The organism is Synechococcus sp. WH 8109, assembly GCF_000161795.2.
Classification (GTDB): domain Bacteria; phylum Cyanobacteriota; class Cyanobacteriia; order PCC-6307; family Cyanobiaceae; genus Parasynechococcus.
In genome coordinates this window covers 882,798-898,552 of record NZ_CP006882.1, presented here as the reverse complement: position 1 = coordinate 898,552, position 15,755 = coordinate 882,798, and the positions used below count along the sequence as shown (strand labels likewise).

The 15,755-nt window shown below is 60.0% G+C and carries 26 protein-coding genes; 15 read left to right on the top strand and 11 right to left on the bottom strand.

Annotated elements, in window-relative coordinates; genetic code table 11:
* Positions 1 to 13: 13 nt before the first annotated feature.
* Positions 14 to 1,000, top strand: a complete 987-nt coding sequence (locus Syncc8109_RS04910; protein WP_006850281.1) for a ligase-associated DNA damage response exonuclease — start codon at positions 14 to 16, stop codon at positions 998 to 1,000.
* Here Syncc8109_RS04910 and Syncc8109_RS04905 read toward each other — a convergent pair.
* The gene (locus Syncc8109_RS04905) at positions 997 to 1,257 is read right to left on the bottom strand and encodes a hypothetical protein (protein ID WP_025362242.1); all 261 of its coding nucleotides are present in this window, start codon (positions 1,255 to 1,257) and stop codon (positions 997 to 999) included. The two genes, Syncc8109_RS04910 and Syncc8109_RS04905, sit on opposite strands and share 4 nt — an antisense overlap.
* A 118-nt stretch (positions 1,258 to 1,375) precedes the next feature.
* Here Syncc8109_RS04905 and Syncc8109_RS04900 point away from each other — a divergent pair, with 118 nt between their 5' ends.
* A complete protein-coding gene (locus tag Syncc8109_RS04900; RefSeq protein ID WP_025362241.1) occupies positions 1,376 to 3,031 on the top strand; it encodes an ATP-dependent DNA ligase in 1,656 nt (551 codons plus the stop codon).
* Positions 3,031 to 5,520, top strand: a complete 2,490-nt coding sequence (locus tag Syncc8109_RS04895) for a ligase-associated DNA damage response DEXH box helicase (protein WP_006849948.1) — start codon at positions 3,031 to 3,033, stop codon at positions 5,518 to 5,520. The genes Syncc8109_RS04900 and Syncc8109_RS04895 overlap by 1 nt, the downstream gene beginning before the upstream one ends.
* A gap of 119 nt (positions 5,521 to 5,639) precedes the next feature.
* On the opposite strand, the gene Syncc8109_RS04890 is transcribed toward Syncc8109_RS04895, so the two are convergent.
* Both Syncc8109_RS04890 and Syncc8109_RS04885 read right to left on the bottom strand, forming a co-directional pair.
* Complete coding sequence (locus Syncc8109_RS04890; protein WP_006850689.1) at positions 5,640 to 5,936, bottom strand: hypothetical protein; 297 nt, start codon at positions 5,934 to 5,936, stop codon at positions 5,640 to 5,642.
* A 60-nt stretch (positions 5,937 to 5,996) separates the two neighbouring features.
* The gene (locus tag Syncc8109_RS04885) at positions 5,997 to 6,824 is read right to left on the bottom strand and encodes a PfkB family carbohydrate kinase (protein WP_006851439.1); all 828 of its coding nucleotides are present in this window, start codon (positions 6,822 to 6,824) and stop codon (positions 5,997 to 5,999) included.
* A 180-nt stretch (positions 6,825 to 7,004) separates the two neighbouring features.
* Between Syncc8109_RS04885 and Syncc8109_RS04880 the strand changes: the two genes are divergently transcribed.
* The 5 genes from Syncc8109_RS04880 to Syncc8109_RS12855 all read left to right on the top strand — a co-directional run bounded on the left by Syncc8109_RS04880 (position 7,005) and on the right by Syncc8109_RS12855 (position 9,557).
* Positions 7,005 to 7,205 (top strand): hypothetical protein, encoded by a 201-nt coding sequence (locus Syncc8109_RS04880; RefSeq protein WP_006849963.1) that lies wholly within the window; start codon positions 7,005 to 7,007, stop codon positions 7,203 to 7,205.
* 319 nt (positions 7,206 to 7,524) lie between these two features.
* On the top strand, positions 7,525 to 7,725 hold the full coding sequence (locus tag Syncc8109_RS04875; protein WP_232202475.1) for a hypothetical protein: 201 nt from the start codon (positions 7,525 to 7,527) through the stop codon (positions 7,723 to 7,725).
* Between the two features lie 25 nt (positions 7,726 to 7,750).
* Positions 7,751 to 8,149 (top strand): hypothetical protein, encoded by a 399-nt coding sequence (locus Syncc8109_RS04870; RefSeq protein WP_006851988.1) that lies wholly within the window; start codon positions 7,751 to 7,753, stop codon positions 8,147 to 8,149.
* Entirely contained in the window at positions 8,146 to 8,691 is a 546-nt protein-coding gene (locus Syncc8109_RS04865) for a DUF1543 domain-containing protein (protein ID WP_006851441.1), read from the top strand. The genes Syncc8109_RS04870 and Syncc8109_RS04865 overlap by 4 nt, the downstream gene beginning before the upstream one ends.
* A 332-nt stretch (positions 8,692 to 9,023) precedes the next feature.
* Positions 9,024 to 9,557, top strand: coding sequence for a hypothetical protein (locus tag Syncc8109_RS12855; protein WP_232202474.1), 534 nt, complete (start codon positions 9,024 to 9,026; stop codon positions 9,555 to 9,557).
* A gap of 1 nt (position 9,558) precedes the next feature.
* On the opposite strand, the gene Syncc8109_RS12235 is transcribed toward Syncc8109_RS12855, so the two are convergent.
* Positions 9,559 to 9,708: a hypothetical protein gene (locus tag Syncc8109_RS12235; protein ID WP_006851150.1), complete on the bottom strand. Its 150-nt coding sequence runs from the start codon at positions 9,706 to 9,708 to the stop codon at positions 9,559 to 9,561.
* Positions 9,709 to 10,318: 610 nt separating this feature from the next.
* Between Syncc8109_RS12235 and Syncc8109_RS13040 the strand changes: the two genes are divergently transcribed.
* Positions 10,319 to 10,441, top strand: coding sequence for a hypothetical protein (locus tag Syncc8109_RS13040; RefSeq protein WP_006849913.1), 123 nt, complete (start codon positions 10,319 to 10,321; stop codon positions 10,439 to 10,441).
* Positions 10,442 to 10,456: 15 nt separating this feature from the next.
* Here Syncc8109_RS13040 and Syncc8109_RS04845 read toward each other — a convergent pair whose 3' ends face one another.
* The 6 genes from Syncc8109_RS04845 to Syncc8109_RS04820 form a co-directional block, all read right to left on the bottom strand.
* Positions 10,457 to 10,801 (bottom strand): hypothetical protein, encoded by a 345-nt coding sequence (locus Syncc8109_RS04845; RefSeq protein ID WP_006850481.1) that lies wholly within the window; start codon positions 10,799 to 10,801, stop codon positions 10,457 to 10,459.
* A gap of 18 nt (positions 10,802 to 10,819) precedes the next feature.
* Positions 10,820 to 11,542, bottom strand: a complete 723-nt coding sequence (locus Syncc8109_RS04840; RefSeq protein WP_006849733.1) for a hypothetical protein — start codon at positions 11,540 to 11,542, stop codon at positions 10,820 to 10,822.
* The gene (locus Syncc8109_RS04835) at positions 11,524 to 11,706 is read right to left on the bottom strand and encodes a hypothetical protein (protein WP_006851627.1); all 183 of its coding nucleotides are present in this window, start codon (positions 11,704 to 11,706) and stop codon (positions 11,524 to 11,526) included. The genes Syncc8109_RS04840 and Syncc8109_RS04835 overlap by 19 nt, the downstream gene beginning before the upstream one ends.
* 78 nt (positions 11,707 to 11,784) lie before the next feature.
* Entirely contained in the window at positions 11,785 to 12,441 is a 657-nt protein-coding gene (locus tag Syncc8109_RS04830) for a methyltransferase domain-containing protein (RefSeq protein ID WP_006851008.1), read from the bottom strand.
* A gap of 3 nt (positions 12,442 to 12,444) precedes the next feature.
* Complete coding sequence (locus tag Syncc8109_RS04825) at positions 12,445 to 12,666, bottom strand: chlorophyll a/b-binding protein (RefSeq protein ID WP_006850846.1); 222 nt, start codon at positions 12,664 to 12,666, stop codon at positions 12,445 to 12,447.
* Positions 12,663 to 13,076 carry a hypothetical protein gene (locus tag Syncc8109_RS04820; RefSeq protein WP_006850114.1) on the bottom strand — a complete coding sequence of 138 codons (414 nt, stop codon included), beginning with the start codon at positions 13,074 to 13,076 and terminating at the stop codon, positions 12,663 to 12,665. Before Syncc8109_RS04820 ends, Syncc8109_RS04825 begins: the two co-directional genes overlap by 4 nt.
* Before the next feature lie 146 nt (positions 13,077 to 13,222).
* Here Syncc8109_RS04820 and Syncc8109_RS04815 point away from each other — a divergent pair, with 146 nt between their 5' ends.
* Positions 13,223 to 13,408: a hypothetical protein gene (locus tag Syncc8109_RS04815; protein ID WP_006851300.1), complete on the top strand. Its 186-nt coding sequence runs from the start codon at positions 13,223 to 13,225 to the stop codon at positions 13,406 to 13,408.
* Here Syncc8109_RS04815 and Syncc8109_RS04810 read toward each other — a convergent pair.
* Positions 13,392 to 13,583, bottom strand: coding sequence for a hypothetical protein (locus tag Syncc8109_RS04810; RefSeq protein WP_006851982.1), 192 nt, complete (start codon positions 13,581 to 13,583; stop codon positions 13,392 to 13,394). The genes Syncc8109_RS04815 and Syncc8109_RS04810 overlap by 17 nt on opposite strands.
* Positions 13,584 to 13,633: 50 nt before the next feature.
* Here Syncc8109_RS04810 and Syncc8109_RS04805 point away from each other — a divergent pair, with 50 nt between their 5' ends.
* The 5 genes from Syncc8109_RS04805 to Syncc8109_RS12225 are packed head-to-tail and all read left to right on the top strand — an operon-like array spanning position 13,634 to position 15,750.
* Positions 13,634 to 14,119, top strand: a complete 486-nt coding sequence (locus tag Syncc8109_RS04805) for a hypothetical protein (RefSeq protein ID WP_006850825.1) — start codon at positions 13,634 to 13,636, stop codon at positions 14,117 to 14,119.
* Positions 14,116 to 14,547, top strand: coding sequence for an NUDIX hydrolase (locus Syncc8109_RS04800; RefSeq protein WP_006850100.1), 432 nt, complete (start codon positions 14,116 to 14,118; stop codon positions 14,545 to 14,547). Before Syncc8109_RS04805 ends, Syncc8109_RS04800 begins: the two co-directional genes overlap by 4 nt.
* Positions 14,537 to 15,325 (top strand): ABC transporter ATP-binding protein, encoded by a 789-nt coding sequence (locus tag Syncc8109_RS04795; protein WP_006851845.1) that lies wholly within the window; start codon positions 14,537 to 14,539, stop codon positions 15,323 to 15,325. The genes Syncc8109_RS04800 and Syncc8109_RS04795 overlap by 11 nt, the downstream gene beginning before the upstream one ends.
* A gap of 55 nt (positions 15,326 to 15,380) precedes the next feature.
* Positions 15,381 to 15,581 carry a hypothetical protein gene (locus Syncc8109_RS04790; protein WP_006851769.1) on the top strand — a complete coding sequence of 67 codons (201 nt, stop codon included), beginning with the start codon at positions 15,381 to 15,383 and terminating at the stop codon, positions 15,579 to 15,581.
* Between the two features lie 13 nt (positions 15,582 to 15,594).
* The gene (locus Syncc8109_RS12225) at positions 15,595 to 15,750 is read left to right on the top strand and encodes a hypothetical protein (RefSeq protein WP_006850789.1); all 156 of its coding nucleotides are present in this window, start codon (positions 15,595 to 15,597) and stop codon (positions 15,748 to 15,750) included.
* The last annotated feature ends 5 nt before the right edge of the window (positions 15,751 to 15,755 follow it).

Here is a 15,755-nt window from a genome sequence, read left to right as displayed (position 1 = left end):
TCGGTGGCGGAGCTTGATCGAACGCACACCGGAGGGGTTGTATTGCCGTGCCGCAAAGGCCTGGGTCGATCCGTGGCGTCCGGTTCCCCGTGCCCTGATCACCCACGCCCATGCTGACCACGCCCGAACCGGATGCGGGGAGTACTGGGCTGTGGCCTCCAGTGAAGGAGTTCTGCGCCAGAGGCTTGGCCAGGACATCACGCTTCACCCGGTTGCCTACGGCGAAGAACACTGGCTGGGGCAGTGCAAGGTGTCGTTTCACAGCGCCGGGCACGTGCTCGGTTCAGCGCAGATCCGCCTGGAATCGGAGGGTGAGGTATGGGTGGTCAGTGGGGATTACAAACGGGATGACGATCCCAGTTGCGAACCCTTTGAACCGGTGCGCTGCGATGTGTTGATCACCGAAGCCACCTTCGGGATGCCGATCTATCGCTGGCAAAGCGGTGAGCAGGTGGCCAAGGAGATCCATGCCTGGTGGAGCCGTGATCGCAGCAGGCCATCCCTGCTGTTCTGCTACGCCTTCGGCAAAGCCCAACGCTTGCTGGCTGAACTGAAGGCCATCGGCGTGGAGGAGGAGGTGCTGCTTCATGGCGCCGTTGAAACGGTTACCCGTCATTACCGCGACGCAGGGGTTCCGATGACCCCCAGTCGTCCCGTCAGCGAACTGCCCCGCAAAGATCCGCTCGAAGGGCGGTTGATCCTGGCGCCGCCGTCGGCCCATCGCTCCAGCTGGATGCGCCGCTTCAAGTCACCCCAAACCGCCTTTGCCTCCGGCTGGATGGCCGTGCGCGGAGCCCGTAGACGGCGGGGCTACGAGCGGGGATTCGTGCTTAGTGATCACGCCGACTGGCCTGGACTGATCCAGACCGTTCGCGACAGCGGCGCCCGCAAGGTGTACGTCACCCATGGGCAGAGTGACGTTTTGGCCCGTTACCTGCGGGAGGTGGAGGGTGTGGATGCGGAGCCGCTGGAGACCTTGTTCGAAGGGGAGTCGGACTAGAACTTGGCGATGCCGTCAGGCAGCTCGGGGAGATTGAGATTCGCCTGACGGCCTTCAATCGCGGCATTGAGTGACTCGATCATCATGGCGTTGCCGCTGTCCTTGACGGCTTCAAGTGCCTTCTGGAGTCGACGTTGACGGTCGGAAGGATCCTCCGCTGTTTCCGGAACAGACACAGGAGTCACTACGGCAGTTGCTGACTCAGTGGCGCGGACAGTGTCTAGTTGTTGCGCCAGGTTGTCCCAGAGAAGTGCCATCCGGCTAATTCAGAAAGCTGTCGCTCAGATCAACACAGGTCTGCGCCGGATTTCCAGCACTACTCACAAAATGTCTTGTCAGGATGGCGTGCAATTCATCCATCCCGTTCAAGCGCGCATGCGGGCCTTTCAGGACCTGTTCAATCAGTTGGATCAGGTCACGGGCACCAAGGCCAAGGTGCAGGCGCTGGTGGATCACTTTCAGGGGGTCGAAGCAGGGGAGGCGGCCTGGGCGTTGACTCTGCTGTTGGGCAAACGAAGCCGCCGCTTGATCACCGGTCGCCGACTGCGCGACATCCTGCGGGACCGGGGTGGTCTGCCGGATTGGCTGATCGACGACTGCTACGGCCAGGTTGGCGATTCAGCCGAAACCATCAGCCTGCTCTGGCCCGCCGTACAAGAGCGGTTTGAAGCCACCGATCCCGGTCTGCCCAGCGGGGAGGGAGACATGCCCCTGCGCTGGTGGATGGACACCCTGCTGCCGGCCATCAGCACCAGAAGCGATGAAGATCAGGCCAACGCGGTGATCTGGCTCTGGCACCGAACCCCGCGCGATCAACACTTCATCGTCAACAAGTTGCTCACGGGGGGATTCCGTGTGGGCGTGTCGACGGGACTGATCAGCCGCGCCATCGCCGAAGCGTTTGATCTCGAGGAAAGTTTGGTGGTGCAACGGCTGATGGGGGGCTTTGAGCCCTCCGCTGAGCGATTTGATCAACTCACCGCCCCTGCGACTCCGGATGAGCACCGCTCCAGTGGCACGCCGTACCCCTTTTATCTCGCCAGCCCCCTGGAACCCGAACGACTGCAGGAGACATCCGCAAAAGATTGGCAACTGGAGTGGAAATGGGATGGGATCCGCGGTCAGCTGATTCACCGCGGTTCCGGCGTCTACCTCTGGAGCCGTGGAGAAGAACTGGTCAACGAGAGCTTCCCTGAACTTGTGGATGTGGCTCAGGCTTTGCCATCAGGCAGCGTTCTCGACGGCGAGCTGATCTGCTGGCAACAGGATGCGGCCGCGCCGCTTGGCTTTGATCAGCTGCAACGACGACTCGGCCGCAAAACCGTTGGAGCAACGTTGAAACGGGATTGCCCGATGCGGTTCATCGCCTACGACCTGCTGGAACATCAGGGCGTCGACATCCGCCAGCAGGTATTACGGCAGCGCCAGCAGCAGCTGGCTGCGCTGCTGGGCAGCATCAAGCATCCCGATTCGTGGCGGTTGAAGCAGAGCCCGTCCTGGTCGATCGACTCCTGGGAGGAATTGGAGACACAGCGCAACCAGGCCCGTCAACACAACGCCGAAGGACTGATGCTCAAACAGGCGGAATCGCCCTACCTGAGCGGCCGCAAACGCGGCAACTGGTGGAAACACAAGCTGGAGCCGATGACCCTCGATGCGGTGCTCCTATACGCCCAGGCCGGCAGTGGGCGTCGCGCCAATCTGTTCACCGATTACACCTTCGGCCTCTGGACCAACGCTGAAGAGCCGCAGTTGGTGACCTTCGCCAAGGCCTATTCCGGCCTCAACGATGTCGAAATCCTCGAGCTTGACCGCTGGATCCGGCGCAACACCCTGCAGCGCTTCGGACCGGCACGGTCCCTGAAATCCGAGCTGGTGTTTGAAATCGGCTTTGAAGGCATCCACCCCTCAAAACGCCATAAATCCGGCATCGCCGTGCGTTTCCCGCGCATCCTGCGCTGGCGACGCGACAAACCCGCCAATGAAGCGGATTCACTCCAGACCGCGATGGCATTGATCGAAAACCGCTGATGGCAGCTTCAAAAGCGAAGGCAAAGGCCAACCCAACAACCAACGACCCTCGCTTGAACCCGATTCATGCCTGGTTCGCGCAAAGGAACTGGACGCCGCTTCCTTTTCAGCAGGAAACCTGGACCGCCTATTTAGCGGGGCGGAATGGGTTGATCCAAGTGCCCACAGGGTCCGGCAAAACCTTCGCCGCCGTGATGGGGCCGATCGCGCGGATGTTGGCGGAGGAGCAGCCGTTGAAGGGAATACGTCTGCTCTACATCACGCCCTTGCGGGCCCTCAGTCGTGACTTATCGCTGGCGATCCGCGAACCGATCGAGGCGATGGGTTGGCCGATTCGGGTGGGCATCCGCAATGGAGACAGCAGCAGCAGCGAACGCACGAAACAGCTCAAGGCACCACCACAGATTCTGGTGACGACTCCGGAGTCCCTCGCCCTGCTGCTTAGCAACGCGAAGGCCGAAGAACTGTTTGGCCAACTCGAGACGGTGATCCTCGATGAATGGCACGAGTTGATGGGCAGCAAACGGGGCAGCCAGACGGAGCTGTGCCTGAGCTGGTTGCGCCAGCTGCGCCCCCAGCTCCAGACCTGGGCCATCAGTGCCACCATCGGCAACCTGGAGCAGGCAGCGCGCCATGCCCTGGGAACAGCAGGGGAGCCGCGGCTGATCGGTGGCGCCCCTTCTCGCAGCACGGAGATTCAAAGCATCCTTCCGGAGACGATCGATGGCTTCCCCTGGGCCGGACACCTCGGGTTGCGGATGTACGAGGAGCTGGTGGCCCGCCTCAATCCCGGGATCAGCACCTTGCTGTTCACCAACACCCGCAATCAGTCGGAGCGATGGCACCAGTGTCTGCGCTTCGCCTGCCCGGAAATGGAGGAAGGGTTGGCCCTGCACCACAGCGCCATCGATCGCAGTGAGCGGGAAGCGATCGAGGCCTCCGTGAAGGCCGGCGGTATTCGTTGGGTGGTCTGCACCAGCTCCCTAGACCTCGGTGTGGACTTCCAACCCGTGGAACAGGTGGTGCAGATCGGCAGCCCAAAGAATCTGGCACGGCTGCTGCAGCGGGCGGGGCGGTCAGCGCACTTGCCCGGCGGCACATCCCAGGTGCTGTTCATGCCCACCAATGCGCTCGAACTGCTCGAACTCAGTGCTGTGCGTCGGGGACTGGCGGAGGGGCTGGTGGAACAACGCAAGCCGCCAAAAGCCCCTCTGGATGTGCTGCTTCAGCACCTCACGGGGTTGGCCTGCGGCCCTGGCTTCCATCCGGAGCAGACCTTCCAGGCCGTGCGCAGCTGTGCGGCCTACGCCGAGCTGAGCCAGGAGGATTGGGGCTGGTGCATGCTGTTTCTGGAGCAGGGAGGAGAGTGCCTCGGGGCCTATCCTCGTTACCGCAAGCTCGAGTGGGAGGAGACAAGCCAGCGCTACCGGGTTCGCGAAAAGTCCATCGCCCGGCTGCACCGTCTCAACGTTGGAACGATCACGGCCGCACCAGCAATCACTGTGCGCTTTGTTCGCGGTGCTGTGCTCGGCCATGTGGAGGAGACCTTCATCAGCCAGCTGAAGCCGAAGGATGTGTTCTTCTTCTCCGGCCGCCAGCTGGAATTCGTGCGGCTGCGCGACATGACCGCTTACGTGAAGGTGAGCACCAAGAAAACGCGCACTGTGCCTGCCTGGGCTGGGGGGCAAATGGCCCTCTCTGATCTGCTGACCCACCACCTGCGTCTTGAGGTGGACCGCGCCAGCCGTGGTGATCTCGACAACGTTGAACTGCAGGCTCTGAAGCCCCTGTTTGATCGGCAACAGGACATCTCGGTGTTGCCGACGGTGGGGCAGCTGCTGATTGAGACCTGTCGCACCCGGGAAGGCACACACCTGTTTGCATACCCCTTTGAAGGACGGTTCGTGCACGAGGGAATCGGCTTCCTCTGGGCGTCGCGGCTCACCCGTCTGGAGAGGGGCACGATCACGGTGTCGGTGAACGACTACGGCTTTGAGCTGTTGGCACCGAAGAGCTACCCCATGGCGGAGTTGCTGGAGGACCACATCGATCTGCTGCTCGATCGCCAAAAGCTGGAGCGGGATCTCAAAAACGCACTGAATCTTTCCGAGCTGCAACGGCGACGGTTCCGCGCCATCGCCCAGATCGCAGGACTGATGAACCGAGGATTCCCTGGATCGAGCAAAAGCACCGGTCAGCTTCAGATCAGTGCATCGCTCCTGTTCGATGTGTTCAGCCGCCATGAGCCGAGCAACCGCTTGCTGCTGCAGGCGCAGCAGGAGGTACTCGATGACCAGTTGGAGATCTCACGACTGGAGGCGGCCTTGAAACGCGCTGCAAGCCAGGAATGGCTGCATGTTGAAACCCCTCGGCCCAGCCCATTGGCCTTTCCTCTGTTAGTGGAACGGCTGAACAACAGGATGAGCAATGAATCCGTTTTGGAGCGGGTTCAGAGGATGAAGGACGAAGCGCTCAGACGAGAGGGTTAGCGATCACTCCAAGCCCCACCAAGAGCGGGAGTCGCTGGGGCCATACAAACCCGGGCGAGGAGACAGGGGAACCTGAAGTCGGAATGATCCGAAGCTGAGTGTTTTGGCTTCAACCCGTCTCAGTTCTGTTGACGAGATTTCTTCGCTGCGAGCCCGGCTTCAACTGCTGTTCCAGCCGCGAGAGCGACAAGCCCAAGTAAGCCAATCAATTGATTTTGGATTTCTTCGGCAGCCTCAGCTCCTTGTCCCAGCACTCCACCCACAACGAACCAGGTCGTCGCCAAAGCAGATGTAATCCAGTAAGCCTTCCAGCGGCGCTGGTACAGGTACCCGGCACCCAAGCCCGGAACCACGTTCAAAGTGACAGCAACCCAGCCTGCCGATTCGGCAAGGATCTCTCTTTTGGTGGGCGCCATGACAACAGGTGTTTCAGTGCATTTTTATCGATATCGAGAGCCATCGCGCATCGCGGGCACTTACCCATAGGGTCCAAATCGCGTCGCACAGGCGGCACCACACTGGGCACCCAAAGCGATGGCCTTCGCCAGGGGCCAGCGCGCCGCAAGAGCCGCGACCACTCCTGCCGCAAAGCTGTCACCGCAGCCATAACTCTCGACCAAGGGCCCCGGAAGGGGTGAAGGGTCATAGCGGCCGCCTGGACGACTGACACCGCCTGCGGCACCTTCCGTGCGAATCATTGCGTCGGGAGCTGGGTTCAATTGCCACGACTCCACCCGTTCACCCGGATCAAGTCCACTGCCAATCAGGGCATCAAGGGGCACCCCGGCCTGCTGAAGCACGGGCAAACGAACGCGCGGGGTCGCAGCCAGGACTGCAGCAGAACGGCAGGCTTTCAAAAGAGGAGCATCAGCTGCCGTGACGAATAAGCCGTCGCATTCGCCGAGGGCCTCCCAGGGAAGGTCATCATCCAGCGATGGGGTCAGCCGCTCGCCAATCACCGTGATCGCACGATCCCCCTCACCATCAACCAAGCTCACACCCCGACGGGTTGGCACCTCCCTCCAGGCGACATGAACCTCAAGGCCAAGATCCTCGAGTCGCTTGACGCTGGCTTCACCGACCGAATCGCGACCTAGAGCCGTAAAGAACTGAACGGGTTGCTGCTGCAACCGTGCCATCTGCACCGCAGCGACGGCTCCACCACCAGCAGGTTCCTGCAGAGTCCGCAAGGCGTGACCAATGGCCCCGGGACGGGGCAACTGATCCACCGCCAGAAATTCCACCCATTCGACATGACCCACAACGGCCAAGCGCAGGGGCGGCAGGGCTGAGGCGGAAGACAAAGGCCGTTCAAAACAGCTGGACCCCCATCCTCTCTGCAGGAACGACTCAACACCAGGACGAGAGATGAATCCGTTCTGGAGTGGGTTGAGCGGTTGAAGGACGAAGCCATCCGCAAAGAGTGTTGAGATCGCTGTCCAGAGAAGTGCCCTTAAGGTTCAACAGCGGAAGGTTTAACAACGTTGGCCAAGCTCGGGGAGATCAAACTCAAACAGATTCCACAACTGAACACGGCCAACAGCTCACCATTGATTCGGAAACACAAAGAGGTTCTGAATCTGATGATGAGATGGCTTTCGCTCGATACCTACGGCCTCACCTGGGCCCAGTTCATCAAAGGGTTTGGTTGCGGTGCTTTGTCCGTTTGGCTGCTCATGCGCTGAGATCAGCCATGACGCACGGGCCTTCCACCCCGTCGCAGCGATTCCAACATTCCCTTTTCCAAGGCCGTCAGTTTTGGTGCCGACTCATTCAATGCAGCTTCCGCCCGTGTCTTGGCTGCGGCAATAAACCGATCTGTTTTATCTCCAGAATCAAAAGCCACGGTGCCTCAGCAAGAACCACCAAAGTTATGGATCAGCACCTATTGAAGCTCAGGACTTAAGAAAGATCCCTGAACCCAACAGAAGAAGGTGCGAGCTCCCCTCATCCATTCCCTCGATCGCAGAATCGTTGCTATCGGTTGGAGGTTGCAGCAACCCGATGAGCCGTTACCCCGTCTTCTATTGCGCTCCAGCGGCCGTTGACGCTGGCTTCAAGCCTGTTGAAGCGGCGGATGCCTACGAGGCTGAGCAGATCGTGCAGCGCCAGCACCCCGGCGCATTCACGGCCTCTCTTAGCGAACGGGTGACCAACGAAGAGGAAATCCGCCGGTTGTTTGTGGCCTGGCTCGAAAAAGTCTGAACACCTGGAGCCACCGAAGGGGTGCATGGAACGCAATCCGTTGTCGGTCACGCCCCCCAGCTGGCTTGACATCAACCCCGACAGCTACAAGCGGCTGCTGAACCGCACGGCGGTCACGAATACCAAGCGCGCCAGGAAGCGAGGGGCCACTTATCAGGTGAGGGAGGCCATCGATGCCATCCATGCAGCCTTTCAGCGTTGTGACGGCACGGATCCCTACGACGGACTGCCGTTGGACAATCGCATTCATGATGGAGACCGCAGTCCGACCGTCTCCCCGGTGAGCAGCAGCAGCGCCACGACCTTTGAGATTCTCAGCCTGCAGACCAAGGAAGCCAAAGGGGAGAGGAACGGCGAGGAGTTCATCGCCCACTGCCGTGCGGTAGTCGCCCATGCCGACGCGTCATCACCGGCCCAACGATGAGCAGCGCCAAGAAGCTGTTCCTGGTGGTGCTGGGGGGCCGTTGCAAGGGTTGCCATGTGGAGCAGCACGATGTGCGCTGGGTCGTGGGCGAGACCATCGACGCATCGCTGCCGGCGCTGCGACAGGAATGGATCGGCCTCCGCCGTGGCTTGCATATCGACAGCTATCGCTGCGTGGGCCATGTCGATGGCTATCGAGTTGAAGTTGTTGAGCAAGCGCAGGATCCATCAAGTGCTGACGGTCCGCAGCTGTGGTTCGTCAACCTTGGCGCCTATGACCCCACTTCGATGGCGGAACAGCATGCCTTCGGGGTGATCGTGGACCGTTCTTCAGCCTCTGCCAAGGCGCGGGCACGGCAGCGTTGGCTGAAAGGAAAGGAGCAAGTCCACAAGGACGATCTTCACTCTGTCGAAATGGACAGCGCGCTCGATGATCTGCTGCCGATTCACGGCAATGGCCAGTGGCACTTGAAACTGATCGCGGATGGCCAAGTTGACGACGACCCAGCCCATCCCGATTGGTACGGCTACTGGAGGATCTGACCACAGAACAAACACGGCTCAGCTACAACGAACCACCACGTTGAGGATGTTTCGTGCTGATCCTGATCCTCCTCGTGCTGACGGGCTCCTACGCCGGACTTTGGGCCCTGCGTTTCGTGCTCGAACAACGCACAGACGCCGAATAGGGATTGAAGACCTCAAGAAGCATCCAGTCACATCTGGCCGATTAGCTGACACGGTTACCAGGCAGAGCCGGAATACGTTTTCATGATTCCATCCACGACCCATATCGCTTGTTCAACGTCTTGGCATCGCCGCGTTCGTGGTGGTCATCACCGGTGTCGGCCTGAGTCCTGCGGTGGAAGCCCATAGTGCTCATCACGACCGTCACCACCACTCCAGCAAAAAAAGAAGGCTTGCAACAGGGGCTACAAGCATGGCTACAGAAGACCCATCGAAAACAGCTACCGCCCCAACTACCGCACGCACTACCTCAGCTATTCCCCGCTGTACGGCCTCATGGTTTCACCGATGCCCCGGCGCATCATCGTCACCCCAACGCCCTGGATGGTTCCTGTTCACCCGCATCACCACGGCACCCACTTCAACGTTGGGAACGGGTTCCATCTCTAGACACTGCGTCATCCACCATGTCTGATCGAATCAGCAAACACGCCAGCGAGGCCTGGCGCGACCACTTGCTGCAACAGGTGGTGGATTACCTAGAAAGCCATCGCGATGAAATCATCGATGGCTTCGAAGCGGAGAACTCTCACAACTTGAAGCGTGAAGACATCGAACAGTCAGATCTTCTCGATTTCGATGTTTCAGTCACGCTGCATCGCGATCAATCCTCATCCTTTGGCCTTGGATTCGGTTTTTTCAAGGCCAACATGATTCGCTGAATCAACCTGCAGGCTTCCAGAGCACATCGGGATCCTGGCGTTGCAGCGTTTGTTCAGCCAGCTTGAGATAATAGAAATAACTCTGTCTGTCTTCCGACTCAGCAGCTTTGTTCATCAAGTGCAGATAGCTGAGACGCTGGTCGCTGTTCATGCATGGGCTGAAAGAGAGTTGAACAATCACCTCAGCCGGCCTTCAATTTCGGTATCGGAACGAACAACCGAAACAATTCTGGGTATCACAGCAGCACTATTTTATCTTTTCTTTTGAAACTTTGGCCAACAAACCTTCCTCGCGATGCAATCAACAGGGCTGGAAATTCATCGTGACAGGCGGGCCACCTCCAGGGGGAACAACACAGCTTGGGTCGGATGAGCCTGTGTTCAGCTCAGGCAACGCAGGGGCTCGGCCAGGCCCTCCCGGCGATGCCGGACCCAAATCAATCTTGCCGGGCTGGATCAGTTGGGACGTGACGTTGAACGCCAACCCGCCAAGCAACCCAAGCCCCATCGAGGCCAAAAAAGCAACAAGAATTTGACGCTGACGGTTGTTCATCCCACTGCTCGATCCCGATGAAGGTTGATTGGCCGCGAGCTCTGGCCTCAATCTCAGTGAATAACGGAGATTTGACAGATCAAAACAGACCGCCGGATGATCCGCTTGCTGCAACCGGAACGATCGAAACACAGTCTCTGCTGACGCTGCTCACACCCTTCCTCGTGTTCGGGGCCTTGTTTGTGGTGCTCCTGCTGGTCTGGGACCGATGACAGCCCCGGTTGCGGGACTGTTCTGGACGCCATACGCCGATTGGATCTACACCGTGGTCAGCCTGAGTGGGTTGATGCTGATCACTTGGCTGGTGCTGGGCCGCAGCAGCGGCAGCTGACGCACTTCAAGGGCGTCAGGCAGCAAGCATCTCCATCTCAGGCTCAAGCAGCACATCTCGGGCTGTGTTGAACCGTGTCATGACCTCAGGGTCGCCCCCTTTGTCGGGATGATGTTGAACAGCGAGAAGCTTGTGAGCCAGCTTCACCTGGGCAACGGTTAACCGACCGGTGAGCGGCAGGCCAAGGGACTGCCTTGCCTGAATCGCTTCGAGGCTGGGGTCGCGCCCCATCGGACATTGATCACGGCGATGGTTTGACGTTCCCGGCTTGCGCTTCTTGCTGGATTTACGTTTGGCCGACCTGGCCTGACCCCCAAACCCTTTCGAATCCTGCACAAGTTGATCGCCGAAGCAGGCCACAATGCCTGATCGCCTGGTTCAGTCACCGAGCTGCGACCACCAGCTCTCGATGCGATCGGTGGAGCCGTACCAGCTTTGGCCAAACAATCCGCCGTGGGCCGTATCAGCAAGCTCAATCCAACGGGCATCCCGCAGCAGGGCTGATGGAAGCGGCACCAGACCATCCCCCTGCAGATCCCGGTCGCCCATGATCTGGCGATAGCTGCGGGCAGCGCTGCGGCGCGAAAAGTTGGATGCATTCGCTCCCAGCGGATCAAGCCGACCCGCAACCGCGACGTAGTCAACCCGATCGGCTTCAGGGCAACCCGGAAACTCACGATCCACACGAGCCCGCAGTGGTGTGGCACGCAGGGCCTGATGGGGACTGCCGAGAGTGATCAGGCGATTGCATAGGGCTGCACCGTTGAAACGGCGACCCAGAAATGTCTGATCGGCCAGATAAGGGCGCAACATCACCCCGCCGGAACTGTGACCAATCAACGTGATGCCCCCGGTGGGCGACTGGCTTTGAAGCTCACGCACAGCAGCATCAACGCGATCAAGCAGGCGACGCCAACCGAAACCCCAGCTGGTGGCCAACCAATCCAATTTGGACGCAGGCACGATGCGCACCGCAGCGCCGGTGGCCTGATCAATCCAATCAGCGAGGGGGCGATAGGCCTCTTGCGTGATCAGAAAGCCACCGAAGATGACGACGGGCTGGGTGAGACGAGACGTGCTGCTCACCTGATCAACGCACATTGCGGAGCCTTGATGAGGTCGTAGCCACGCCGAATGCGACTTCCACCAGGTTCAAGAACCGTGCTCAGCTGTTGATCCTCAGAAGAAGCCTCAAGAACAACCTGCTGACCGATCAACACGATCCTGAAGCGCCATAGGAGAAGACCCGGAAGGGTAAAGCTCATGGAGATTCTGGTTCTTGTCTCACGCTGCCGCAATTCAGAACAACGTCCATCCCTTCAAGTCAAAGGAAAGTCGAGGAATCACTGGAAAGGTTTCTCGGCCACAACGGCAAAGAAAGGATCTCCTTTGCCGCCGAACAAGCCCATCACACCCTCGGCGCGGGTGTCTTCGGCAAGGATCTCCGGTTGGGGCCAGCCCTGAGCCATCAACACCTCAGCGACATAACGCAGGTGATCACCGTCATCTCCGTCGGTCCAGACCTGGGGAGCCTTGGTGAAGAACATTCGATTGGAAAACGCCACGATCACCTGGCCCCGGGGACGGGTGATCCGCCACAGCTCAGAGGCGATCGGCTCGGGCTGTTGCAGGTACTGCCAACCGGCCACGATCAGAGTGGCATCGATCGATGCATCCTCAACTGGGAGGGTTTGGTCGCGGTTGAGATTCTGAACCCAGTGCCGATCCAATCGGGGGTTGGCACTCAGTTCCTCAGCGTTGAGGCCATGGCCGATGACATTGTCGTAAGTGACGTCGTCCGGCAGGTGGCTCACCCAACTACTCATCAGATCCAGCACCTGGGCACAGGGAGGGATGCGCTCGTGGTACAGGGCAGTCAGCCGAGCACGAAAACCCGCATCCAGGTGGTGAACGAAACGCGGCTCGCTGTAGAAGATCGAGTCGTCTGTGGCATCCAACTTGAAGCGTTGGGAGTCCTTCAGAACAGGAACAACCGTCATCAATCAACCCAACTGCAGATACCAGCGCAGAGCTGCACCAAGCTGACCCACGATTCCCAATCCCGTGGCCTTTTCAAGCACCACGGCAGCCAAGAAACCGAGCATGGCCACCCGGCCATTGAGCCGCTCCACATCGGTCAGGGCAGATCGGTTCCAGGGGCGTGCTGTTGTGAGCGACTCGCCGAAGCGTTCCGGTTCCTCGTAACTAAAAGCAGGCCGACTCATCTCAATCTGCAGATCCAGCGGACCTTAACCACGGTTCCATCGCGACCGGGGTAGACGGTCCAGGCACCATCGGTCTGGCGTTGCTCCAGCTGACCTTTGGCGCAGTTGGCACGCATCGGCAGAACCTGTTGGGTCCACCGGTCCTGGCCAGCGCGCTGGATCAGCAGGCCTGCCTCCACCTCAACGGAACCGTCCACACTCTGGGGGGCCCGGATGTATTCAGCCGCCTTGAGCGCGGGGGTGTCGAGGGCTTCCATGAAGATCCAGCCGTCGCCGGGCAACAGATCGCCGCGACGGGATTGCCAAACCGCAGGCTCCTGCATCGGCTGCCATTCCGCCTGAACAGGCCCTGCGATCAGGGACAGGAGTGAAGCGAGAGCAACGTTGAAGGGCAGAGCAGGGGAGGCCATGGGCAGCGGGATGCGGGAAGAGAGGTCAGACGGACTACCCGTCGCTTCAAACAGCTTTACGAAGCGTTGAAACGCAAACATGAATGAATGGTTATGGAATTCCACACGGCAGGAGTGCCAGCTTGAAACGATTGCTTCATCAGTCCATGGCCAGCATTGCTCAGGGACGGGCTGCCTACACCGTCCGCCACAAATCATCCAACGGAGAAAAGCTGGAATCGTGCTTCTACGCCACCGATGCCTTTGAGGCCCGTCTGCTGGCCATGGAGTTCAACGCTTACATCCGACAGCACCCGAACTGCATCGATTCGATCCTCAGGACGGGGGCTTGAACGGCGCCCGACGACGCTCCACCTGAACAAAGACAAGCCAGGCCAGGCTGGCGAGCCCACCTCCGATCCAATCGCTGCGTAGCAGTTCCACCAGGGCGATGGTGCTGGCCCCGATGCGCAGTCCCCGTACAAGCAGGTCCGTTATGGGAGGTGTCCGGCGCTTGTCGCGCTGCATGGGCCGACTCCGAAAAGATGGGGATGTTGCAGAGCCCCATGATCTCAGCCGTGCCTGGTTCTCCTGCCGCAGCTCTTCTGGCGAGGGAAGGCCGGAGCCGCCGTGAGGGCAGCGGCATTCAGATCGAGCAGCTGCCGGGCTGCTGGATGTTGCAGCAGACCTGGACGCGCAGCGGTGATCCACCGGCACCCGGCACCGCAACGCTGCTGCGTTGGCTGCAGGCCAGCCTGATCTTGAGCCACCGCGACCAGGGCCTGAGCATCGTGAATCAGGTCTGTCTGGCCGGTTTCCGGTTGCGGTTCAGCGGCCATGCCCAGCTGAAGGGTTCCAGACCACTGCTCATGTTCAGCTTCACGTCGTTAGAGCTGAGCTGGTCCCATCAGGTGCTGCTGCAGCAAAGCCTGCCGTCACCGGAAGCCCAACGCTTGCCCTTCTTTGCCCTGATTGAACTGAACGAGCAGCAGGGAACACTCACAGCGCGGGGTAGGGGCGGTGGACTAGCCCAGTGGTCACGCAAGAAACCGGAGGCGTCATGAAGCCCGCCGTTGCCCTGGCCATGCTCGAGCGGGAAGGCCGATGGCTGCTCCAGCTGCGAGACGACATCGACTCGATCATTTATCCGGGCTACTGGGGGTTGTTTGGCGGCCATCTCAATCCAGGTGAAACAGCCAGCGAAGCCGTGCACCGCGAATTGCAGGAGGAGATCGCTTGGTCACCCAGCGTTCCGCTCGAACATTGGTTCAGCGACGACAGCGGCAACCGGATGGCCCACGTGTTCCGCGGAACGCTCAGCGTGCCCGTGAGCCAACTGCAGTTGAAGGAGGGCCAAGAGATGAAGTTAGTGTCCCTCAGTGATCTGGTGCGTGCCGCAATCTGGAGTGAGCGACAGCAGGAGCTCCGGCCTGTCGCTCCGCGCCTGTCGATCGTGATCGATCGGTTGCTGAAGGAGGGCCATGACCACTGAAACCTGGCTCGATCTCCGCAATGTGGAGGCATGGCTGGGCGATCGCCCGGTGCTGCACAAGCTCAACCTGCAATTGAAACTGCGGCAGTCCACAACGGTGTTGGGGCCCAATGGCGCAGGCAAAAGCAGCCTGGTGAAACTGATCGACCGCAGCCTTCATCCCATCGTTCGCCCCGACGCTCATTTGCAGTTGTTTGGCAGCGAGACAGTGAACCTCTGGGCGCTTCGCAGCCACCTGGGGGTGGTGTCGAGCGACATGGAACAGCGGCTTCATCCCAAAACAGCTGTTGAAGAGGCGGTGGTGAGCAATTTTTTTGGGGCCACCCGGTTGGGCCGGGATCAGAAGCCCAGTGCGCGGCAATGGGAGCAGGCGCGAGATCTGCTCGATCAACTGCACCTCCACAGCATCCGTGAACGCTGCTGCGGAGAGCTGTCGGACGGACAGCGGCGCCGCCTGTTGATCGCTCGCGCCCTGGTTCACCAACCCGCGGTGCTGGTGCTGGATGAGCCAAGCCGCGCCCTCGACCTCCGGGCCTGCCATCAGTTGCTGGCGATCCTGCGGCGATTGATCCAAACGGGAACCACCGTGGTGCAGGTCACCCATCGGGTCGACACGATCGTTCCGGAGATGGAACGGGTGCTGTTTCTGGCGCAGGGACGTCTTGTTGGGGATGGAAGCCCACAGAAAATGCTGCGGCCCGCCGAGCTGAGTGAACTGTTCAACACCCCGCTCAACGTGGTGGAAGCCCATGGCTTTCGCCAGGTTCTTCCGGGATAGATACGGAAGCAGCACCCTGCTCTGCTAGGGATGATGGCCAGACCACGCAATCGCCATGGCAACGGCAGAACAGAAAAAGACCATCACCAAAAAGCGCCTGCAGGAGCTGCGCAACCAGTGCCGTGACCATTACAACGTGGTGGCCGATGGTGTTCTGCCCGACGGTGCCGATGTGCGCGTCACCATGGGCAAGCTCCAGGAGCTGATCGAACTGCTGGATGGCAAAGCCAAGTGGGATGACAGTGAAGCCTCCTGAGCCGTGCCAGAACATGGGGGATGATCTTGATTACCGCGAGCCTTGGGACCAGGACGGTTCCACCCAAATGGCATCCGATCAGGGTCGTTCCGCCAAGGACTTTCACTTTCGAGAAGCCAGCGTTCAGCGCTTCAACGACACCTACGACTGGGACGAAGACGAGCTCTGATCCAT